At 59.4% G+C, this 18,388-nt stretch carries 17 protein-coding genes and 1 pseudogene; 3 read left to right on the top strand and 15 right to left on the bottom strand.

The window, feature by feature from the left end:
- Window positions 1-6 precede the first annotated feature (6 nt).
- From AWB72_RS25655 to AWB72_RS25590, 15 genes and pseudogenes are all read right to left on the bottom strand, one after another.
- The gene (locus AWB72_RS25655; RefSeq protein ID WP_087128889.1) at window positions 7-774 is read right to left on the bottom strand and encodes a 2-keto-4-pentenoate hydratase; all 768 of its coding nucleotides are present in this window, start codon (window positions 772-774) and stop codon (window positions 7-9) included.
- Entirely contained in the window at window positions 771-1,568 is a 798-nt protein-coding gene (gene mhpD, locus AWB72_RS25650) for a 2-keto-4-pentenoate hydratase (protein ID WP_087128942.1), read from the bottom strand. The genes AWB72_RS25655 and mhpD overlap by 4 nt, the downstream gene beginning before the upstream one ends.
- A 59-nt stretch (window positions 1,569-1,627) precedes the next feature.
- Complete coding sequence (gene trpC / locus AWB72_RS25645) at window positions 1,628-2,413, bottom strand: indole-3-glycerol phosphate synthase TrpC (protein ID WP_087128888.1); 786 nt, start codon at window positions 2,411-2,413, stop codon at window positions 1,628-1,630.
- A gap of 113 nt (window positions 2,414-2,526) precedes the next feature.
- Window positions 2,527-3,630 carry a porin gene (locus tag AWB72_RS25640; RefSeq protein ID WP_087128940.1) on the bottom strand — a complete coding sequence of 368 codons (1,104 nt, stop codon included), beginning with the start codon at window positions 3,628-3,630 and terminating at the stop codon, window positions 2,527-2,529.
- 128 nt (window positions 3,631-3,758) lie between these two features.
- Window positions 3,759-4,997: a dienelactone hydrolase family protein gene (locus tag AWB72_RS25635; protein ID WP_087128886.1), complete on the bottom strand. Its 1,239-nt coding sequence runs from the start codon at window positions 4,995-4,997 to the stop codon at window positions 3,759-3,761.
- A 52-nt stretch (window positions 4,998-5,049) separates the two neighbouring features.
- Window positions 5,050-5,763, bottom strand: a complete 714-nt coding sequence (locus AWB72_RS25630) for an SDR family NAD(P)-dependent oxidoreductase (protein ID WP_087128885.1) — start codon at window positions 5,761-5,763, stop codon at window positions 5,050-5,052.
- Window positions 5,753-6,787: an amidohydrolase family protein gene (locus tag AWB72_RS25625; RefSeq protein WP_087128883.1), complete on the bottom strand. Its 1,035-nt coding sequence runs from the start codon at window positions 6,785-6,787 to the stop codon at window positions 5,753-5,755. Before AWB72_RS25625 ends, AWB72_RS25630 begins: the two co-directional genes overlap by 11 nt.
- Before the next feature lie 25 nt (window positions 6,788-6,812).
- On the bottom strand, window positions 6,813-7,346 hold the full coding sequence (locus AWB72_RS25620) for a 3-hydroxyanthranilate 3,4-dioxygenase (RefSeq protein ID WP_087128882.1): 534 nt from the start codon (window positions 7,344-7,346) through the stop codon (window positions 6,813-6,815).
- A gap of 47 nt (window positions 7,347-7,393) precedes the next feature.
- On the bottom strand, window positions 7,394-7,819 hold the full coding sequence (locus AWB72_RS25615; protein WP_087128880.1) for a RidA family protein: 426 nt from the start codon (window positions 7,817-7,819) through the stop codon (window positions 7,394-7,396).
- Window positions 7,816-9,306, bottom strand: a complete 1,491-nt coding sequence (locus AWB72_RS25610) for a 2-hydroxymuconic semialdehyde dehydrogenase (RefSeq protein ID WP_087128878.1) — start codon at window positions 9,304-9,306, stop codon at window positions 7,816-7,818. Before AWB72_RS25610 ends, AWB72_RS25615 begins: the two co-directional genes overlap by 4 nt.
- 112 nt (window positions 9,307-9,418) lie before the next feature.
- The gene (locus tag AWB72_RS25605; RefSeq protein WP_244285748.1) at window positions 9,419-9,625 is read right to left on the bottom strand and encodes a hypothetical protein; all 207 of its coding nucleotides are present in this window, start codon (window positions 9,623-9,625) and stop codon (window positions 9,419-9,421) included.
- Window positions 9,626-9,643: 18 nt separating this feature from the next.
- A pseudogene (locus tag AWB72_RS29765) lies at window positions 9,644-9,724 on the bottom strand (zinc ribbon domain-containing protein); the annotation flags it as partial.
- The gene (locus tag AWB72_RS25600) at window positions 9,721-10,887 is read right to left on the bottom strand and encodes a thiolase family protein (protein ID WP_087128875.1); all 1,167 of its coding nucleotides are present in this window, start codon (window positions 10,885-10,887) and stop codon (window positions 9,721-9,723) included. The pseudogene AWB72_RS29765 and the gene AWB72_RS25600, both read right to left, overlap by 4 nt.
- Window positions 10,888-10,911: 24 nt before the next feature.
- Window positions 10,912-12,267 carry an MFS transporter gene (locus AWB72_RS25595; protein ID WP_087128874.1) on the bottom strand — a complete coding sequence of 452 codons (1,356 nt, stop codon included), beginning with the start codon at window positions 12,265-12,267 and terminating at the stop codon, window positions 10,912-10,914.
- Between the two features lie 110 nt (window positions 12,268-12,377).
- On the bottom strand, window positions 12,378-14,000 hold the full coding sequence (locus AWB72_RS25590) for an ATP-dependent acyl-CoA ligase (RefSeq protein ID WP_087128938.1): 1,623 nt from the start codon (window positions 13,998-14,000) through the stop codon (window positions 12,378-12,380).
- A gap of 88 nt (window positions 14,001-14,088) precedes the next feature.
- Between AWB72_RS25590 and AWB72_RS25585 the strand changes: the two genes are divergently transcribed.
- From AWB72_RS25585 to AWB72_RS25575, 3 genes are all read left to right on the top strand, one after another.
- Window positions 14,089-14,997, top strand: coding sequence for a LysR family transcriptional regulator (locus tag AWB72_RS25585; protein ID WP_087128872.1), 909 nt, complete (start codon window positions 14,089-14,091; stop codon window positions 14,995-14,997).
- A 798-nt stretch (window positions 14,998-15,795) separates the two neighbouring features.
- Window positions 15,796-17,148 (top strand): MFS transporter, encoded by a 1,353-nt coding sequence (locus tag AWB72_RS25580; RefSeq protein ID WP_374728923.1) that lies wholly within the window; start codon window positions 15,796-15,798, stop codon window positions 17,146-17,148.
- Between the two features lie 32 nt (window positions 17,149-17,180).
- Window positions 17,181-18,371, top strand: a complete 1,191-nt coding sequence (locus AWB72_RS25575; protein ID WP_087128870.1) for an acyl-CoA dehydrogenase family protein — start codon at window positions 17,181-17,183, stop codon at window positions 18,369-18,371.
- Window positions 18,372-18,388 lie beyond the last annotated feature (17 nt).

Genomic DNA, 18,388 nt, shown 5'->3' with positions numbered 1-18,388 from the left:
GTTGCTTCAGTCTTTGACGTTGAAACTCGCGCTTCCCAGTTGTTCCATGTCGACCGAAACATGTTGTCCGGGCCTGATCCATTCAGCCGGAGTCGCGCCGCCGGCCATCACAATCCACCCTGCTTGCAGCGGCTCCCCCGCTCGAGCGGAAACACGCGCCGCGGCTACCAGTGAACGGAGCGGATGACCAAGCAATGCAGCCGTTGATCCGACTTGAACGACGCGCCCATCGATGTTCAGGGTTAGACCAAGGTTAGAAAAATCGATGTGCGGGTCACGCCAGGCACCGATTACGAAGCCGCTAGACGACGCGTTGTCCGCTATCACTTCTGGCAGTGAGAACTTGAAGTCCTTGTATCGCGAGTCGATGATCTCAAGCGCGGGAGCGATAGCTTCGACTGCGGCCAACGCTTGTGGGGCAGTCACGTCGCCTTCAAGCGGTCGCTTCAAGATGAAAGCGATCTCCGGTTCAACGCGCGGATGCACAAAGCGCGAGAAATCGATTGCCGTGCCCTCCTCAACTTGCATGTCAGCCGTCAAACGCCCCCAGATCACATCCGACAAGCCCATCTGAGCCATCTTGGCGCGGCTGGTGAAGCCCATCTTCACACCTACGCGCCGCTGGCCTCGTTCGATGCGCCGTTGAATGGACGCGGCCTGAATGGCATACGCCGTATCAAGCGACAGACGCCCTGCAGGATCGAACTGCGAAACTTCTGTCGCATTCACTGCCGCCTCATCGAGCAGCATTGCATATTCCAAAACATTGATCATTGATGTGCCTTACTCACGTCGTGATCGAAAAGTGCGCGCACGGAACCAAGACCGCTTATCCGTGCCTCGAAGGCGTCGCCGGGGTTGACGCCGACCATAGGCCCTAATGCGCCTGATAGAACCAGGTCGCCCGCCTTCAAGGGCGTGCCACGCGCAGTCATCGTTCGTGCTAGCCAAACAACCGCATTGAGCGGGTTTCCCAGGCATGCCGCTCCGGCACCTACGGATACTAGACTTCCCTGCCGTTCCATCGACATCCCGCAAAGACGCAAGTCGAAACTCGATAGCTTGCGCGGCGCGCTGCCTAGCACGTACGCGCCCGACGATGCGTTGTCAGCGATCGTATCGGTGATGCGGATATTCCAGTCGGCGATGCGACTACCCACGATTTCGAGTGCTGGCAATGCGTACTCGACCGCATTCAGAACGTCGACGTGGCCCGGATTCGGCACTTCGATATCTCGGCCCATGACGAAAGCGATCTCGGCCTCGATCCTCGGTTGGTGGAGAATCGAGACGGGAATGGGTTCTCCGTCGCCATAGCCCATGTTGTCGAACAACATGCCAAAGTCGGGCTGATCGACCCCGAGTTGCTTCTGCACAGTCAGCGAGGTCAAGCCAATCTTGCACCCTACCAGGCGGCGACCGTTGGCAAGATGATGATCAGTATTGATACGTTGGATCGCGTAAGCATCCTCGATGCTCATATGTTCATAGGTCTCACGCAGTGGCGCGATACACTTACGTGTCATTGCTGCATCGCGCAGCGCGGCCGCAGCCTGTTGAGTGTCCATAAGCTTTTTAATCTCTCCAAAGTCGACAACGAACGTCATTCCAGCGACGGGGACACGACCTAAAAGAACATGCTCTCAAGCGCCGCGCCGGGATCCTCGGCTCGAATCAGTGCTTCGCCAACGAGAAAGTTGTTGACCCCGATCGAACGAAGCATCTTCACATCGTCTCGGGATCGAATGCCGGACTCCGAAATGACGGTTCTGTCCTCGGGTATCAGGTGCCGAAGTGCAATGGTTGTCGCGACGGACGTCTCGAACGTTTTGAGATCGCGGTTGTTCACACCGATGAGAGGTGTCTTCAGCGCAAGCGCCCTTTCCGCCTCCGCGGCGTTGTGCACTTCGACGATCACCGCCATCCCAAGGTCAGACGCAACGCTTTCGAGTCCCTTTATCGCGTGAACATCGAGCAGCGCTGCGATAAGGAGGATGCAGTCGGCTCCCATAGCACGCGCCTCCCAAATCTGGTACGCGTCGACGATAAAGTCCTTCCTAAGCACCGGAAGGCATGTGGCCGAACGTGCGGCACGAAGATCTGATGCGCTTCCGCCGAAGAAATCCCGATCCGTCAGTACCGAAAGGCATGCCGCACCCGCCCGCTCGTATGAGCGTGCGATGCTGGCAGGCTCGAAGTCCAGCCGCAGAACGCCTTGCGCCGGGCTGGCCTTTTTCACCTCGGCTATGACGCCGGGCAGGCCCGCGCTACTCTTCGCGCGCAACGCACCGGCAAAATCTCTGACATCTCCGGTCGTCGCGATCTTCTTTAGTTCGGGAAGCGGCATGCGCTCGCGAGCCAGCCTGACCTCCTGAGTCTTGAGTTGGACAATTCTTTCTAGAATGGTGCTCATACCGATATCCGAAGCCTTCGTCTTTCCAACATCACGTTATTAGTTAGTGCTACGTCCAACGCGTGCAACTCGTTAGTGAAACGGCGGGTCGGCGTCAGACCGCATCCGGCCTTTCAGAACTTGTGACGAATCCCGGCCACTACGGCCACTTGTTCTTTCGTACTCGATGGAGAGGACAAGAACAGAACAGCTGGTGCGTTCGATCCTGACGCACGAATATAGTTGGCGAACGCAAATACATCCGTTCTCTTGGAAAGGAAGTACTCTACACTCAGCTGCCCCTGGTTCCAGTGCGGGTTCGACGATACGCCCCCGTAAGCGCCGCGGGTATAGAGATATGCAGCCGACAAGAAGAAGGCCGGCGTCACTCTGTACTGACCGACCACGCTCAGATTGTCGAGATGCAAACTTGTGTTGTCGAGATAGTTGTACCGGACATCAGAGACGATGCCTCCCAGGCTCAACTTCTCGAAGTTATACTCTGCCCCACCGGCGGCTACGCGCTGTTTACGTACGCCGACCGAGTTGCTGAGAGGACTGGTATGGAACAGTTGAAAGGGCGCACCAGCATAATCGTCCGATACCGCACCGCTCGGATTCGCGGTTCCGGGGTGGTCTATTTCTAAATAGACGAGCGAATATCGCTGACTGGTCAGGGCGTAATTGAGCCCAGCGCTGAATGCGCGGTTCTGCTGGAAACTGCCTGCCTTGTTGCTGAACGCATATAGCGCCTCAAACCCAAATCCGCCCCATACCGGGCTCGCATATTTGACCGAGTTGCTGTACCGAAAATTGCCTTCGATGTTGTCGTTGCTACCTACGCTGACACCAAGGCCCGGGCCCATCGCCTGTGGTTCAATACGGTCAAGGTAGTCCCATAGCATGTCGTACTGTCGACCGACAGTGAGCGTCCCGTAAGTCGAACTCGACAATCCGACAAACGCCTGCCGGCCGAACATTCGCCCGCCTTGCCCAAGCTTGCCGCTGTTACTATCGAAGCCGTTCTCGAGCGTTCCAACCGCGGATAAGCCGCCGCCCAGATCCTCGCCTATCTTGAATCCAACTCGATTGTTCTGGTTGGCGCCGCTGATCATCGTCCAGTTGGTGTGCCCCCCCTGATTGCTCAAGTAACCGAGCCCGTTCGAGATGATCCCGTACAAGGTTACCGAGCTCTGAGCTAACGCAGTCGCAGACGCACATAACGACACGACAAGCATACCTAACTTTAGCCTCATGACGACGCCTTTTTTGGTTGGTACTCCGCACTGGAGCATGACTCGTTGCTGTTGAATTGAGCCGTGACAGTTCCGCTATTGCCGTAACGTACGGTCTACTGGTTTATCCCTCAGATCGGCTTCCCTGCGCTCGACTCCCAGTTCCTCATCAGCGCGTTGCTTGGCAGGGTCTCATCGATCATTTTCTTGGCGGTCTGGATTCCGGCGACCGGCAGCCCTGTGGGATCGAGAACGCCAATCTGTACCAGGACCGACGCCTGATCCCAGTAGATGTGCTCGTTATAGAGCTTGTCCCCTCGGAAGCAGATCACGGCGAGCATCGGAATCTCGATGTACTTTCCAGTGGGCGCGAGCCCGGGAAGCATCCAGTCAATTTCGCGATCGTGAGTGGCGCAGAAAATGAACTCATCGACGATGCGGTCCGCGCCGATGGTGCGCGAGACTGGAATGAAATGCGTGTCCGCCGGATTGGCGTGAACGAAGTGATACTTGTAGAACCGTTTCAGATCCTTGTAGCCTACTCCGCCCGTCATGGTCGGCACGTGATTGACATACGGAGCGGCCACCATGGTTGGCAAGATCGCATCGACATCGCGCGAATCGAACTCGTGGTAGCAGTGCAGTTCCCAGAGAGAATTCAGGTCGTAGATGGGTCCGAGCACTTTGCGCAACAGCGCGATAGTGCGCGAATAAGCCATCATCGCGGCCGGCTTGTCGAAGTGTTCACGTTGCGGAGTCGCAAAAGCGTGGTCACACCCTGAATACACGTACTGTTCGACTCCAGGTACTTTAGAGAGTGCCGACTGGATCGTCTCGCGTGTTGCCTCGGGACAAAGTGCGTCTTCCCCGGCGAAATGGAAAACCATCGGGCATCGGATCGACGACGCGTCATCCAGATACGCATCGAGTCCCACACCGTAGTAACTCACGGCGCAGTCGACATCGGTGCGTGCGGCAGCCAGCATCGCGAGTTTGCCGCCCAGACAATAGCCCACCGCGCCGACTTTTCCAACGTGTTGCTCGAGCGAACGGAGGCTCTTGATCGTCGACGAGATGTCCCTCATCGCGAGATCGACATCGAACTCGTTGTTATATCGCAGCGCCGTGGCGAAGTCCTCGCCGGTGTAGCCGAGATTGACGCCAGGCTTCATGCGCCAGAACAGATCAGGCACGAGCACGACGTAGCCTTCTTCGGCAAATCGATCGGCCATATCCATCATGTAGGCGTTGATGCCAAAGATTTCCTGCAACAGGATCAAGCCCGGTCCCGAACCTTGCCGCGGCCGCGCGAGATATGCATAGAAGGTTTGGCCGTTTCCAGCGTCAATGTCAATGTATTCACCGTTCATGATCTTCCTCGTTCGTTACTCGATGCAACGTGATTGCGGCTCCGGAGAGTCCTCAGAGCGTCAAAAGGCGCGCGTGCAGGGCCTGACGATCCGCGGCCAATCCACGAGCGATTTCCTGTGCCATCGTGCCCATATAGACTTCGTCCGCGTCGCCTTCCAATGCTGCAAGCACGGCGTCGACTGCTTCTCCGACCGGGATTTTCGGGGGCGGGACGTTCCGGCTCATTTCCGTGTCGATCGGTCCGGGAAGGACAGAAACAACCCGGACGCGATGCGGCGCGAGTTCGGCTCGCGCGCCTTCCGTCATTCGAAGGGCCGCAGCCTTCGATGCACTTAGCGACGCCATCGACGGCAGGGCGACGCGCGCGAGTATCGAGAGAATATTGATGATGGCGCCGCCGTCCGATTTGAGCGCGGGCGAAAACGCGCGCATCATGTTCAAGGTCCCGAAGTAGTTCACTTCCATCTCGGCGCGCGCCGCTTCTGCGTCATTGGCCTCTAGTACCGGCTGGGTTCGGTTCAGTCCTGCGTTGTTAACGAGTAGCGTGGTGTCTCTGGCGTTCGACGCCGCCCTCGCCACCTGTCCGATGTTCGTGATGTCTATTTCAACCGGTACGACGCGCGGATCGCCGTCAGCGACGCCTCCCAACTCCTTGACGCCCGCATAAACCTTGCGTGCGCCTCGCTTCAACAACGCTTCGACCAGTCCCGCACCGAGCCCACGGTCGGCGCCTGTCACGAATGCTACGCAGCCTTCAACTTGCATTGCAACCTCCTGAACCGGACGGACGCGTCAGGTTAAAAAAACGTTGGGAATTGACGCCGAGAATCTTCTCCTTCGCTGTGTCGCTTAGCTGCGGGTGATTCGTTACCAGGTCGCCAACCAGCTTCTCGCCGAGCGGAAACGGATAGTCGGAGCCGAGCAACACACGGTCTTCGCCCATCGTCTCGACGAGTAAGCGCAGCGCGCCATCGCTGAAGACCGCACTATCGACATGGAAGCGATCGACGTATGAAGCTGGTGGATTCGGGCAATTCTCTCGAACGATGTCTCGTTGCTCCCACGCGTTCTGCACGCGCCCCAACAAGAACGCGAAACTGCCGCCGCCGTGGGCGAAGCAAAGCTTGAGCGTTTTGGGGATGCGTTCGAACGCGCCCGAGAGAATCAGCGACACTATGCTTAACTGAGTTTCAGCCGGCATGGCGACGAGCCATGGCAACATCCACTTATTCATGCGCCCGTCCGTCATCATGTCCCATGGGTGCACCAGCACCGGTATATCGTCGTTAGCGCAATGCATGAGGAACGTCACTAGGTGCTCGTCGTCGAGATCGCGCGGGCCGAGGTGATTGCCGATCTGCACGCCCCGATGACCGGCACGGTGTGCGCGCGTAGCTTCGCGGCATGCGAGTTCCACATCCTGCAGCGGCACTTGAGCCAGCGGCATCAGGCGCTGCGGCGCGTGCGAGCAAAACTCCAGGGCGCGATCGTTCATACGCATGGCCCATTCATGCGCCGCTACGGCGTCGTATCGATACCCGAACATCACGGGTGTCGCGCACATGAGCTGAATGTCTACGCCGCACCTGTCCATTTCGGCGATCCGCGTGGCGGGGTCCCACAAAGCGCGATAGACGGGTCGGAAGTCACGCTCGCCTGTCATGATCATCCCGGTTTCCCCGTCGGCCTCGATCCTGAGCCATGGCGCATGTTGTGGGTCGAGCGCCCGTGCTTCGTTCTGCGAAATTCGCGGAAAAAAGTGGGAATGCATGTCAATTCGAACTGTCATGTTGATTCGCTTTCGGCAGGTTCGGTTAATCGGTTCGGCCTTGCTTGCCCGGATGAACGACGCCACAACGTGGACAGCGACGCTTGTCTTCCGATGCGTAAAAGGCGTCGAAGAGCGGCGGCAGGTCGTTGACAATGTTCTTGAGTTGCAACTCGACGCGATGAACGCGCTCTCCACATGCATCGCAATACCACTCGAACCCGTCCAATGTGCCTTCGGGGCGTTGGCGCTCTATCACAAGGCACGCGCTACCCGACTCCGGTCGCTGCGGCGAATGGCGTACGTGCGGCGGTAACAAGAACACATCGCCCTCGTTCAGTTCGATGCGCTCGCGCTTGCCGTCGATCCACAAATTGAGGTATGCGTTGCCGCGCAGCTGATAGAAGAACTCTTCGAGCGGATCGTCGTGGTAGTCGGTTCGATAGTTCGGTCCGCCCACCACCGTGACGATGAAGTCACTGTCTTGCCATACCTGCTGGTTGCCCACCGGCGGCTTCAGAAGGTGCGCGTGTTCGTCGATCCAACGTTCGAAATTGAACGGCTTTCCGTAACTCAGCATGCTTGTCTCACTCAAAGGAATCGATATGTCCAAGTGCGGCTTGCTTTTCAACGTACCGGCAGATAGGCGACGGCCTTCATCTCGACAAGCAGATGTGGATGCGGCAACTGGTGAACGGCGACAGTCGTTCGGGCTGGACCCGTCTCGTCGAAATATTCCGCATACGCTTCGTTGTAGCCACCAAAATCGCTCATGTTCACGAGGTACGCAGATATCTCGACAAGATTCGAAAGGTCCGCGCCCTCGCTCTTCAGTATGTCGCGCATGTTTTCGATCACCGCGCGCGTCTGTCGACGGATATCGAGCGCGGCAGTGCCAAATTCATCAGCGAATGCACCATCGATCGTGTTGTCCGGACGTCGAGAACTGGTACCCGATACGAACAGGAAATCACCGGCTCGCGTGATGTGCGGAAAGCGCCCCCGCGGCGTCGCCTTGCCCGGCACTACGCGCCCCTGAATGGTCTGATTCATGCAATCCTCACGCAGACATTCGTCAATTCGGAATAAAAGTCGAGCGAATGGCGGCCGCCCTCCCGTCCCAGCCCCGACAGCTTGGCGCCGCCGAAGGGCGTGCGCAGGTCACGCACGAACCAGGCATTGACCCATACGATCCCGGTCTCGATCTGCTTTGCGACCCGATGTCCGCGCGCAAGCTGTGTCGTCCAGATGCTTGCGGCAAGGCCATACGCGCTGTCATTGACGCGCTTCACAACCTCGTCTTCGCTATCGAACGGCGCGATGTGGCAGACCGGTCCGAACACCTCTTCTCGTACGCATCGCGCGGAATCGGGCAAGCCCGTCCAGATAGTCGGCATCACGAAGGCACCTTCGTCCCGCGCGTCGCCGAAACTCGGTGCAGCGCCGCCGGTCACGACAGTCGCTCCTTCTTCGACGGCAAGGCGGAAATACGAGAGCACCTTGTCGCGATGGCCGCGCGAAATGAGCGGTCCCATCGTCGTGGCAGGATCGTCCGGCGCGCCGACGCGCAGTGCTTCCGCCTGGTCCTTGAGCGCCGCGACGAAGCGCTCGAAGATTGGCCGCTCCACATACACCCGCTCGCTACAGAGGCAAACCTGGCCCGCATTCGTGAAGCTGGATTTGAGAACACCCGCGACCGCCGCATCGAAGTCCGCGTCCGCGAATACGACGGCCGCGTTCTTGCCGCCCAGCTCGAACGACACTTCCTTCACGCCGTCCGCAACGGCCTTCATGATCGCGCTGCCGGTGCGCGACTCGCCTGTGAAGGTAATTGCACTGATATCGCGATGACGCGTCAGGAATTCGCCAGCCGCGTTCTGACCGTGCCCATGAATGAGATTGAAGACGCCGGGCGGCAGGCCAACATCGTGCATGACCTCGGCGAGCAACGTTGCAGAGCTTGGCGTCTCCTCGGAAGGCTTCGCAACCACGCAGTTGCCCATCGCTAGCGCCGGCGCCACCTTCCAGGTGAACAACAAAAGAGGTAGATTCCACGGCGATATGATGCCGATCACGCCGAGTGGCTTGCGCGTTACATAGTTGATCAACTCACTGCCGTCCGCCGCGTGCGTCTCGAAGTAATCACCGCCTGCCGTGCGCATGAGATCCGCAAAGGTCCGGAAATTGGCAATGCCGCGTGCGATGTCGAGGGTGCGAGCCTGCGCGACGGGCCGGCCGGTATCGGCAACTTCGGCGGCCACGAACTCATCGAAGCGGGCTTCGATGCCGTCTGCGATCTTATGCAGCCACACTGCCCGTTGGGCAGGCGTGGCGTCGCGCCAGCCAGCCTTCTGAGCCGCGTGAGCCGCACGTACGGCGCTATCGACCAGCGCGGCGTCTGCTTCGCAAACATCGGCTAGCTTGCGACCGTCGACCGGACTCAGGTTCGGAAAGGTCGTGCCGGTCGCTACGAACTCACCGTTGATGTAATGGCGCAACAGTTGCCGGTCGCGCGAGGTTGAAGCCAATTGAGATGTCACTCTCTTCTCCTGCTCGATTGAATTTGCCTTTCCGTGCACTTCTCGAAGCTGCGTGAATCCTGACGCCTACCGCGATGCGCCCGCATCGTTCCACGAACGATTGCCTCGTCGGTCAGGCAACCGGCAGGGCAAAAACGCGGTTCTGTTCGTCGATTGCAAGGCTGACGGCGTCACCAGCGCGCACGACGCGCTCGAGTCGCGCGATGACGATCGGGCCTGCATCCGTAGTCACGCTCGCAATGAGCACGTCCCCGCCCTCTTGTGCGCCGACGCGACGGCGCACGGTTGTCATTTCGTCGACACTGCCGCGTTCGGCCACTCGCTCGCGCCACTTGGCGCCACCGCATTCGAAGCAGAGATAGCGCGCAGGAAACACGGTTGAACCGCACTGTTCGCACTGGAATACTTTGAGTGTCATTGCACACCTCGCTCGACTGCTTCGAGCACCACGGCATTCGCACACATGCCATAGCGATACTCGACCATTCCATAGCCACTCACGACCGCTAGGCGGGCATTCGGCACCTGCCTCTCGCCCGCGCGCCCGCGCAACTGTGTCAGCGCCTCCACGAGACCATGCATGCCGCCTGCGGCGCCTGCTTGCCCCGCGGACAGCTGACCACCGGATGTATTCACCGGCAGATCGCGCGATTCGATGCGCGCGATCACCGCGCGCAGATCGCCGTCGGGCGCGAAGCCGAGATCGGCCAGTTGTGCAATCGCCATCACGGGGTAATCGTCGTAGACCGAGACCATGTCGATGTCGTCCGGCGTGACACTCGCCTGCCGCCACAAATCGCCGGCGACCGAAGCCAATGCGGTCTGAGTGCCGTCCCCTGTTTGATGGTCGCTGTTGTAACGGCATTGCAGCGCGCGCACACGAACGTTTCGGGCGCGACGCACGAGATCGGCGCGGGCGATGATCACGGCGTTCGCGCCGCTGACCACGGGGACACAATCGAATCGGCCCAACGGATCAGCAATAATTGGGGCTACTAAATATTCGTCGATTGTCAGCGGCGTTCTATAAACTGCACTCGGATTCAGTCCCGCCCAGGCGCGTTGCGCGACGCAAAGCGCTCCGTAGTCGCGGCGGGTCAGGTTGTGATGCTTCGCGTGACGCTGCGTGAGCATCGCGAACAGTCCGTTGGGTCCGCCCAACTCCAGCGGCCGCAACCAGTTGCGCGTCGTCACGTTGTAGTGATCGACCAGGTTTTTGAAGTCAGCCGGTTCGAACCGATCGCCGGACACGAGCGCAATGACGTTCGCATCGCCATGCTGGATTGCGCGTATCGCGTGTTGCAGCATATTGATGGCGCTTGCTCCACCGTGACAATCGTCCATGCACCAGCGCGGACTGAGGCCGAGCCGCCAGGCTAGATCGATGGCATGGTCGGGAGCCAGCGTGAAAGACGCTACGCCGAGCCCATCGACGTCTTTTGCCGAGAACCCCGATTCGTCGAGAGCGGCGGCGAACGCTCGGGCCAGCAGGTCGCCTGTGGACTCCGGCGTCGCCTGTCTGCGGTACGGCACTTCCACACCGGCTGTCAGCAGAGCTTCGTCGCGTGTATCGAGTGTCATCTTTGATTTCCTTGAGCGCGACGATCAACGCTCGCGACGGGCAACCGTCTCGTGTGTGAAGAGCAGTGAGATCACGGTGATCATGCCGAGTGCAGCCATGAGCAGGGCTACCGGCCATGCTGCGTGATAGTGAGCGAGCAGTGCCGTCGCCAGCATCGGTGACAAGCCACCCGCAAAGACCGCGGAGACCTCGTGTCCGAGGGCCATGCCCGAGTAACGGACCTCCGTGCTGAATAATTCGCCCATCAATGCAGGTTGAGTGCCGAGCATGGCGCCGTGGCAGACCGCATTGCCCAGCAAAAAGGCGAGCCAAATGAGTGCCGGAATCTTAGTATCGAGAAGCCAGAAAAACGGAAGCGCGATAATGACGACGCCCACCGCACCCATCATGTACACGGGCTTGCGTCCTATGCGGTCGGACAGCCGGCCCCACAGTATCAGCGTGACCAGTTCGACAGCCATCGACACGATCACACCGGCGAGCATGATCTGATTGGGCACGCCAATGAATTTGCCGTACACGAGAGAAAAGGCGATGACAATGTACGACGTGCCGTTCTCCGCAACACGCAGCCCCATAGCCATCAGGATTTCCTTCGGGAATCTGCGAATCACGTCGAGAACCGGCATGCGCGCCTTTCTTCCAGCAGCCTCAGCCTTGGCGAACTCTGTGCTCTCAGGCAGTCTCGACCGAATGTAGACGCCTACGCCGAAGATGGCGATAGAAAGCAGGAAAGGAATGCGCCAGCCCCACGTCAGGAACGCTTCTTTGGGCAGCATCTGGACAAGGAAAAACACACTAGCAGACAGCACAAAGCCGCCGCCGACGCCGATCTGGCTCATCGATGCGTAGAAGCCGCGCTTTCCCGGCGGTGCCGATTCACTGATCATCAGTACGGCCCCGCCCCATTCGCCACCGGCCGCGATGCCTTGCACAATGCGCAGAAGCATCAGCAACGCTGGCGCCCACAGTCCGACTTGCGAGTAAGTCGGCAGAAAGCCAATCAGGAACGTCGCGCCGCCCATCATCGACAATGTCCACACCAGCGCGCTCTTGCGGCCATAGCGATCGCCGATGTGGCCAAAGATGGCGCCACCGAATGGACGCGCGGCAAAGCCGACGGCAAAGCCCGCGAATGCCGCGAGCGTACCGATAAGCGGGTCGCCTCCTTTCGGGAAGAACAGATCACCGAATACGAGCGCAGCCGCAGTGCTGTACAGGAAGAAGTCGTACCATTCCAGCGCGTTGCCCGCGACGGACGCGAATACGATGCGCCTCAGGGAACGTTCATCGACAAGGGCGGCCAGAGGCTGAGTTGCCTCCTGGGGCGGCGTGATTGCTGCAGGAAACGTTCGCGTGCTGGTCATCAGAGTCTCCATGTGTACATCCGTCGGATGTACTCGATGTTGCCTTTTCGCTTGGCATGCGTTGCCCAGGTCGTCCCGTTCCGGAGCTTCTCAAAGGCCTCCGGGAACAGTGCGCAGTCACTTCATCGCCGTTTGAGCCGATATCCGGAAGTTTCGAGATCCCATGTTGTCGCCGTGACGCCGGTCTCGCGCAATTTGAACTTCTGGATCTTGCCGTTCTCCGTCTTCGGCAGTTCTTGTTCGAAGTCGAGATAACGAGGTACTGCGAAGTAAGGCAGTCGCGGTTCGCAATAGCGGACTAGATCGAGCGGTTCTAACGCCTCGCCATCGCGCAGACCGATTACGGCCATCACTTCGTCTTCGGCGAGCGTCGACTTGACGGCGAAGACCGCGGCGGTCTCGACCGAAGGGTGGCTCAGCAACACCTGTTCGACCTCGTACGAAGAGATGTTTTCGCCGCGCCGGCGGATGGCGTCCTTCTGTCGATCAACGAATCGGTAATAGCCATCGGATTCCCTAATCACACGGTCGCCCGAGTGGAACCATAGATTGCGCCAGGCTTTGACCGTCTCGCCCGCCATGCCCAGGTAGCCGCTCGCGAAGGAAAACGGCTCATCGGCACGCAGGATCAGTTCGCCAGGCTCGCCGTCCGCCACCGGTTGGTCATGTTCATCTACGACCCGCGCATCGAAGCCCCGATTCAGCTTGCCCATGTATCCGGGGCGGTGAGCGCTGACGTCGCCGCCCATCACGGAGTTGGTTTCCGTCGAGCCGTAGCCGTCGATCAATGCGATGCCGCAGCGGTCCGTGAACTCTTTCTGAAAATGCCCCGGCACGCCCGGCGCAAGCGCGACGCGCACTTTATGGCGTCGCTCGTTGGCCGTTGCCGGCCGCCCTAACAAGATTGGCACCATTGCACCGAGAACGTAGGTAACGGTCGCCTGAGTGTTCACTAGCGCATCGAAGAAGCCGCTCGCCGAGAAACGCCGGCCAACAACGAGATGTGCATCGTTCACCAACGCCTGAAAGAAGCTGTTGAGCGCGTTGGTATGGAAGAGTGGCAAGCAGGTGTACAGCACGTCGCCTGGGACCACGCCAAGACCGCCCCCGGTGTTACGTCCCCACCAGTAGAACTGGGCGTGTGGGCAGATCACGCCTTTGGATAAACCCGACGTGCCAGACGTATAAAGCACCGCGAACGGATCTCCGTCTCCGATTTCGCCAGCTGCGATAGGCTCCGCCGCCGGCGGAAGTGCGATCGTCTCGTACGCAGGGGAATGAGAGTCTGCCGTAGGTTCGTCGATGATCCAGATGCGCTGCAACGGAAGGTCGTTCGCTGAAAGCGCGTGAACAACATCGACGAGATGCGCTTCGGCGACGAGCAAGCGCGCGCCGCTGTTACGAAGAATATGTTCGAGCTGCGGGCCGCGCGAGGCCGTGTTGATCGGAACAACGACAGCTCCAAGCCATCCGCAGCCAAGGACCATCTCCATGAACTCGGTCCGGTTCCCGCAGAGCAGCGCGACGTGATCACCCCGCTTCACGCCATGAGCGGCCAGTGAACCGGCGCGGCGCGATGCGATCTCGAGGGCATCGGCACCGCTCCATACGGTCGACCCATCAGAGAAGAGAGGTTGATTACCGCTTCGCGCCGCGCGCGCTGCAAGCAAGGCCGGCAACGTGCGTGATGAAAAGAGCCTCGGCTGCTCTGCGCGCTGTTCGACGACTGTTTCTGTCAATTCCATGAGCTTGGGACCTCTTTCAATGTTGGATCCCACTCTAGAATCCGATAGCATATCGGTCAAATCAATCAATTTTTTACCCCACATCGACATGGTCAATTTCCATCAGGTCGATTTGAACTTGCTACGCGTCTTCCAGGCGATCCTCGAAGAGCGCAGTCTCACGCGTGCTGGGCAAAGGCTCGAGTTGTCACAGCCAACGATCAGCTATTCGCTGGGGCGCCTGCGGTCGTTGTTCGATGATCCGCTGTTCGTCCGCACGCCGGACGGCATGCTCCCGACTCCTACTGCGGAGAGACTGGCGGTGCCCCTTGGCAGTGCCATTGCCTCGATTCGCGAAGCACTGCGTGAGAGTGAACAATTCGATCCTGCGACGACGACGCGTGAGTTCCGCTTGTCGATGTCTGATATCGGTGAACATGTCTTTCTGCCGCCTATCTGCGAAAGACTTCAGCGCGTAGCACCTCACATCCGTCTGTCGACCGAGCAGATACCGGTGCGCGACGTGGAGGAAAAAATGCGACTTGGCCAGATCGATCTCGCCATAGGCAATCTTCCGTCGCTGATGCCGGTCACGAACCACGCGCTGCTGTTCCGCGATCAGTTCGTCTGCATGACGCGCAAGCGCCCTGGGTTGCCAGTTCGAACGCTATCGAGACAAAAATTTCTGGAGTTCTTACATGTCACCGTGACGACGAGTGACAGTAGCCATCTGGCGATCGACGAGGTCTTGCGCAGTCAAGGTCTACATCGGCGGATTGCATTGCGCGTACCGCATTTCACGGTCGTTCCGCAGATTTTACAGCGCACGAACTGGATGGTGACGCTTCACCGTGGAGCCGCCCAAATGTTCAATGAAACCGGCCACTTCATGATCTATCCAATGCCCGCTGAAATTCCTGACATCGAATCCACCGTCCATTGGCATCGCAACTTCGACAATGACGAAGGGATCCGTTGGTTCCGCGAATTGGTCATCGATACGCTGCATCGCGACTAAGCGCGCGCGCACCCACTCCTCTCATGCTGTAGCTTCCGCCGTTGCTCGGTCAACTGCCGAACAGTCGCGGCGTTCAGCCCGATCGCGCTCGGCAACCATGCGCAGCCGCTTCCGAGCGCAACCCCAACAGCGCGCTTGAAGCTGCCATTGGCGAATCGGAGAACGGTTAGGGCAATGGCGGAGGTGCGTCGGCAAGCCGCGCAAGCGTGGTATCCGAACATGAAGCCTTTCGTTCAGCCGCGGCTCTTTCGCGAAAGCGAGTCGTCATCCAAGATAGAGCCGCTCTGGAGCGCAAACAGGGCCATAAACGCGCCAGCAACCTCTTCCCAACCCTTCAGCCGCAAGGGCTGCGCTCAATAACGCCGCTCGGTTTTAGCAGCGCTAGGTTCAAGGCCGGTTGAAGCGGTCTCGACAATGCCGCACAGGGTCGCCGCGGCTTATGCGTGTGCCGGCCGGCAACCGCGAACGGCCGTGAGAAGTCACGAAGGCAAGTCTCACACGTGGGTATTTGAGGCAGTACGACAAATGATGCGCCGCGCACTGCGTGTCCGCTCGTGCCTTACGGCCAAGAAGCGAAAAACCATAATGGGCGAAAAGCGCAATGAAATCCACGACGAATCACGGGTTAGTACCTATGACACTGAAACCTTATGCATCAGATTCATAGGGGGTATTTTTGTCCCGAATTTGACCGAGCCCTGTCCGGGCTCATATCTTGGGCCCATCGCATCGGTACGACCCGCGCCGCTTCTTAAGCCTCAGGGAAGCGGGAACTATCACCTCATGTTTCCCTTCACTATGAACCCTGACGCTCTGAATCCTGATCTGGGTACGCTCGTTGGAACCCGATCCGCCCGTCCTGCAAGCAACGTTCGCCGTGCCGTCACCACAGCAGTGCTCGGTCAAATCCTTGAGTGGTATGACTTCTTCTTGTACGGCACCGCGGCCGCACTTGTTTTCGGCAAGCTGTTCTTTCCGGTTGGCACTGACCCATTGACGGGCACCATCGCTGCATTCGGTGGCTTCACGGTTGGCTTCATCGCGCGACCCATAGGGGGAGTGCTATGCGGCCATATCGGCGACCGGCACGGCCGCAAGGTTGTAATGATGCTTACGCTACTCACGATGGGCACCGCCACTGTTTTAATGGGCGTTTTGCCAACGTATCAGCAGGTCGGTATTGCCGCCCCGGTAATGCTGGTTCTTTTGCGGACTCTTCAGGGGCTCGCGGCCGGCGGCGAATGGAGCGGGAGTATCTTGTTGATCCACGAGAACGCGCCGCAATCGAAGCGCGGCGCACTCTCGGCATGGAGCCCGTGTGGCGCGGCACTCGGGTTCGTTCTGTCCACTGCTGCGTTCCTTCTCGTGCAGAACTTGCCAGCGGGCGACTTCCAGAGCTGGGGATGGCGCCTACCGTTTCTTGCTAGCGCCGCACTCGTTCTCCTTGGCTTGTGGATGCGCCGCTCCGTCGGCGAAAGCGCCGCATTCGCCGAAGCTAAGGCGACGCGCCACGGAAGCCGGATGCCTGTCATCGAAGTGGTGCGCCAATGTCCGCGCGAAGTGCTCACCGTGTTCGGCCTACGTTTCGGCGAGGGTGCGGCGTCCTACCTCTTCTTCGCATTTTCAATTGCCTACGGGCAGTTTCTCGGCATCAAGTCGAGCTGGATTCTGAGCGGTCTGTGCATTTCGATGCTGCTGTCGATACCCGTTTCACTTTTCTTTGGCTGGGCGACCGACAAGGTTGGTCGCAAGCCGGTCTATCTCGCCGGCGCGATCGCCATCGTGCTCGTTGGATGGCCGTACTTCGCACTGCTCGGCTCAGGCGAGTACTGGAAGGTGGTTGCGGCGCTCGTCCTTACCAACAGCATCACGCTTGGCATTCTTCAAGGCGCGCAGCCCGCATTCATCAGCGAGATGTTGCCAGTCCACCTGCGTTTCTCTGGACTCGGCATTGGCCGGGAAGTTTCTTCCGTACTTGGTGGTGGCCTTTCGCCAATGATCGCCACCATGCTGCTCGCCCACTATCACAGCGCGATGCCGGTCGCCATCTATCTGGGCGTATTGGGGCTGACCACCGTCGTCGCAACGTTGCTGGCACGTGAGACGTTTCCCAAAGCAATGCGCGCCGATGGACGTCGGCAACCCGAATGATATCGACAAACTCTGATCGAGAGGTATAACTTATGCACGCCGTTCAAAGCGAAGCCATCGTCGACTCACAAGACGACTATCCCGAGTACGCCGGACCTCTGCCGCTTGATGTGCTCATCGAAGAGATCGAGCGCCGCCGCGACGAGTTCGATGTCCTGTCTCACGTGCCGCGCGATATGGTCGGCAAGATGAAGCGAGCCGGCATTTTTCGCGCAAGCACCCCTAAACGTTTCGGCGGCGACCCGCTGCCGCCCGCGCGTTTTCTTGAGATGCTCGAACGTATCGCGATCGCGGACGGATCGACCGCCTGGGTCGCGGCGTTCGGCTCCGCCAGCACGTACCTTGCCTCACTGCCGGTTCAAACGCAGGCCCAAATTTATGCGACCGGTCCCGATCAGGTCTTCGCGGGAGGCTTGTATCCGCTGCAGAAGGCCGAACGTGCGCCCGGCGGGTTCCGTGTGTCGGGACAGTGGCGCTTCGCCAGCGGCTGCAAGGGGGCGGACTGGATCGGCGTCGGAATCGGCGGCGCACCAGCCGGCGCGGACGACAAGAACGCCGGCAAGCCGTTCACTGCGGTCTTTCCGGCGAGCGAAGTCGAGATCGTCGAGAATTGGAACGTGGTCGGCATGCAGGGCACGGGCAGCCACGATCTGCGTCTGAAAGACAAATTCGTCGACGAGCAATGGACCTTCGTGCGCGGCGGTACGCCGTTGATCGATGAACCGTTATATCGGTATCCCGCCATCGCCTATCAGGCACAGGTGCATGCGGCAGTCAATATCGGGCTGGCTCGAGCTGCGCTCGACCTGCTGGCGGGGATGTCCGGCGTGACAAAGACCACGACGGGTGCACCGCGTCTCGCCGATCGCGCCTACTATCGTTCGGGGCTCGCGAAGGCAGAAGCGCAACTGCGCAGCGCGCGGGCATTCTTCTTCGAGTCCGCGGAAGCATCCTGGCGCACCGTGCTCGCTGGTGACCCGGTGTTGCCTGCAGAAGCCAATCTATTGCGTCTATCTGCTACGCATGCGGCCCACACCTGCGCCGATATCGTGATGCAGGCGTACAAGATGGCGGGCATCGGCGCCATCTATCGCGAGAACCGGATGCAGCGTTTGATACGCGATTCGATCGTCGTCACGCAACACGCCTTCCTCGGCGAAGGCAATTACGACGCATCGGGCGCACTCTTCGTCGGCATTCCGCCTGTCACACCGTATCCCTGAACCCGCGAACCCTGAGA

Origin of the sequence: Caballeronia concitans (assembly GCF_001544615.1) — a bacterium.
Lineage (GTDB): Bacteria > Pseudomonadota > Gammaproteobacteria > Burkholderiales > Burkholderiaceae > Caballeronia > Caballeronia concitans.
The sequence above is the reverse complement of the archived record's forward strand: the minus strand, read 5'-3'. Positions and strand labels throughout refer to the sequence as shown.

Bases quoted from the DNA above. Each gene is read 5' to 3' on its own strand.
- AWB72_RS25575 (WP_087128870.1), top strand. From the start codon at position 17,181: ATGCACGCCGTTCAAAGCGAAGCCATCGTCGACTCACAAGACGACTAT.
- AWB72_RS25655 (WP_087128889.1), bottom strand. From the start codon at position 774: ATGATCAATGTTTTGGAATATGCAATGCTGCTCGATGAGGCGGCAGTG.
- AWB72_RS25580 (WP_374728923.1), top strand. From the start codon at position 15,796: ATGAACCCTGACGCTCTGAATCCTGATCTGGGTACGCTCGTTGGAACC.
- AWB72_RS25590 (WP_087128938.1), bottom strand. From the start codon at position 14,000: ATGGAATTGACAGAAACAGTCGTCGAACAGCGCGCAGAGCAGCCGAGG.
- AWB72_RS25635 (WP_087128886.1), bottom strand. From the start codon at position 4,997: ATGAACGGTGAATACATTGACATTGACGCTGGAAACGGCCAAACCTTC.
- AWB72_RS25595 (WP_087128874.1), bottom strand. From the start codon at position 12,267: ATGGAGACTCTGATGACCAGCACGCGAACGTTTCCTGCAGCAATCACG.
- AWB72_RS25600 (WP_087128875.1), bottom strand. From the start codon at position 10,887: ATGACACTCGATACACGCGACGAAGCTCTGCTGACAGCCGGTGTGGAA.
- AWB72_RS25620 (WP_087128882.1), bottom strand. From the start codon at position 7,346: ATGCTGAGTTACGGAAAGCCGTTCAATTTCGAACGTTGGATCGACGAA.
- AWB72_RS25585 (WP_087128872.1), top strand. From the start codon at position 14,089: ATGGTCAATTTCCATCAGGTCGATTTGAACTTGCTACGCGTCTTCCAG.
- AWB72_RS25630 (WP_087128885.1), bottom strand. From the start codon at position 5,763: ATGCAAGTTGAAGGCTGCGTAGCATTCGTGACAGGCGCCGACCGTGGG.
- mhpD (WP_087128942.1), bottom strand. From the start codon at position 1,568: ATGGACACTCAACAGGCTGCGGCCGCGCTGCGCGATGCAGCAATGACA.
- trpC (WP_087128888.1), bottom strand. From the start codon at position 2,413: ATGAGCACCATTCTAGAAAGAATTGTCCAACTCAAGACTCAGGAGGTC.
- AWB72_RS25640 (WP_087128940.1), bottom strand. From the start codon at position 3,630: ATGCTTGTCGTGTCGTTATGTGCGTCTGCGACTGCGTTAGCTCAGAGC.
- AWB72_RS25625 (WP_087128883.1), bottom strand. From the start codon at position 6,787: ATGACAGTTCGAATTGACATGCATTCCCACTTTTTTCCGCGAATTTCG.
- AWB72_RS25615 (WP_087128880.1), bottom strand. From the start codon at position 7,819: ATGAATCAGACCATTCAGGGGCGCGTAGTGCCGGGCAAGGCGACGCCG.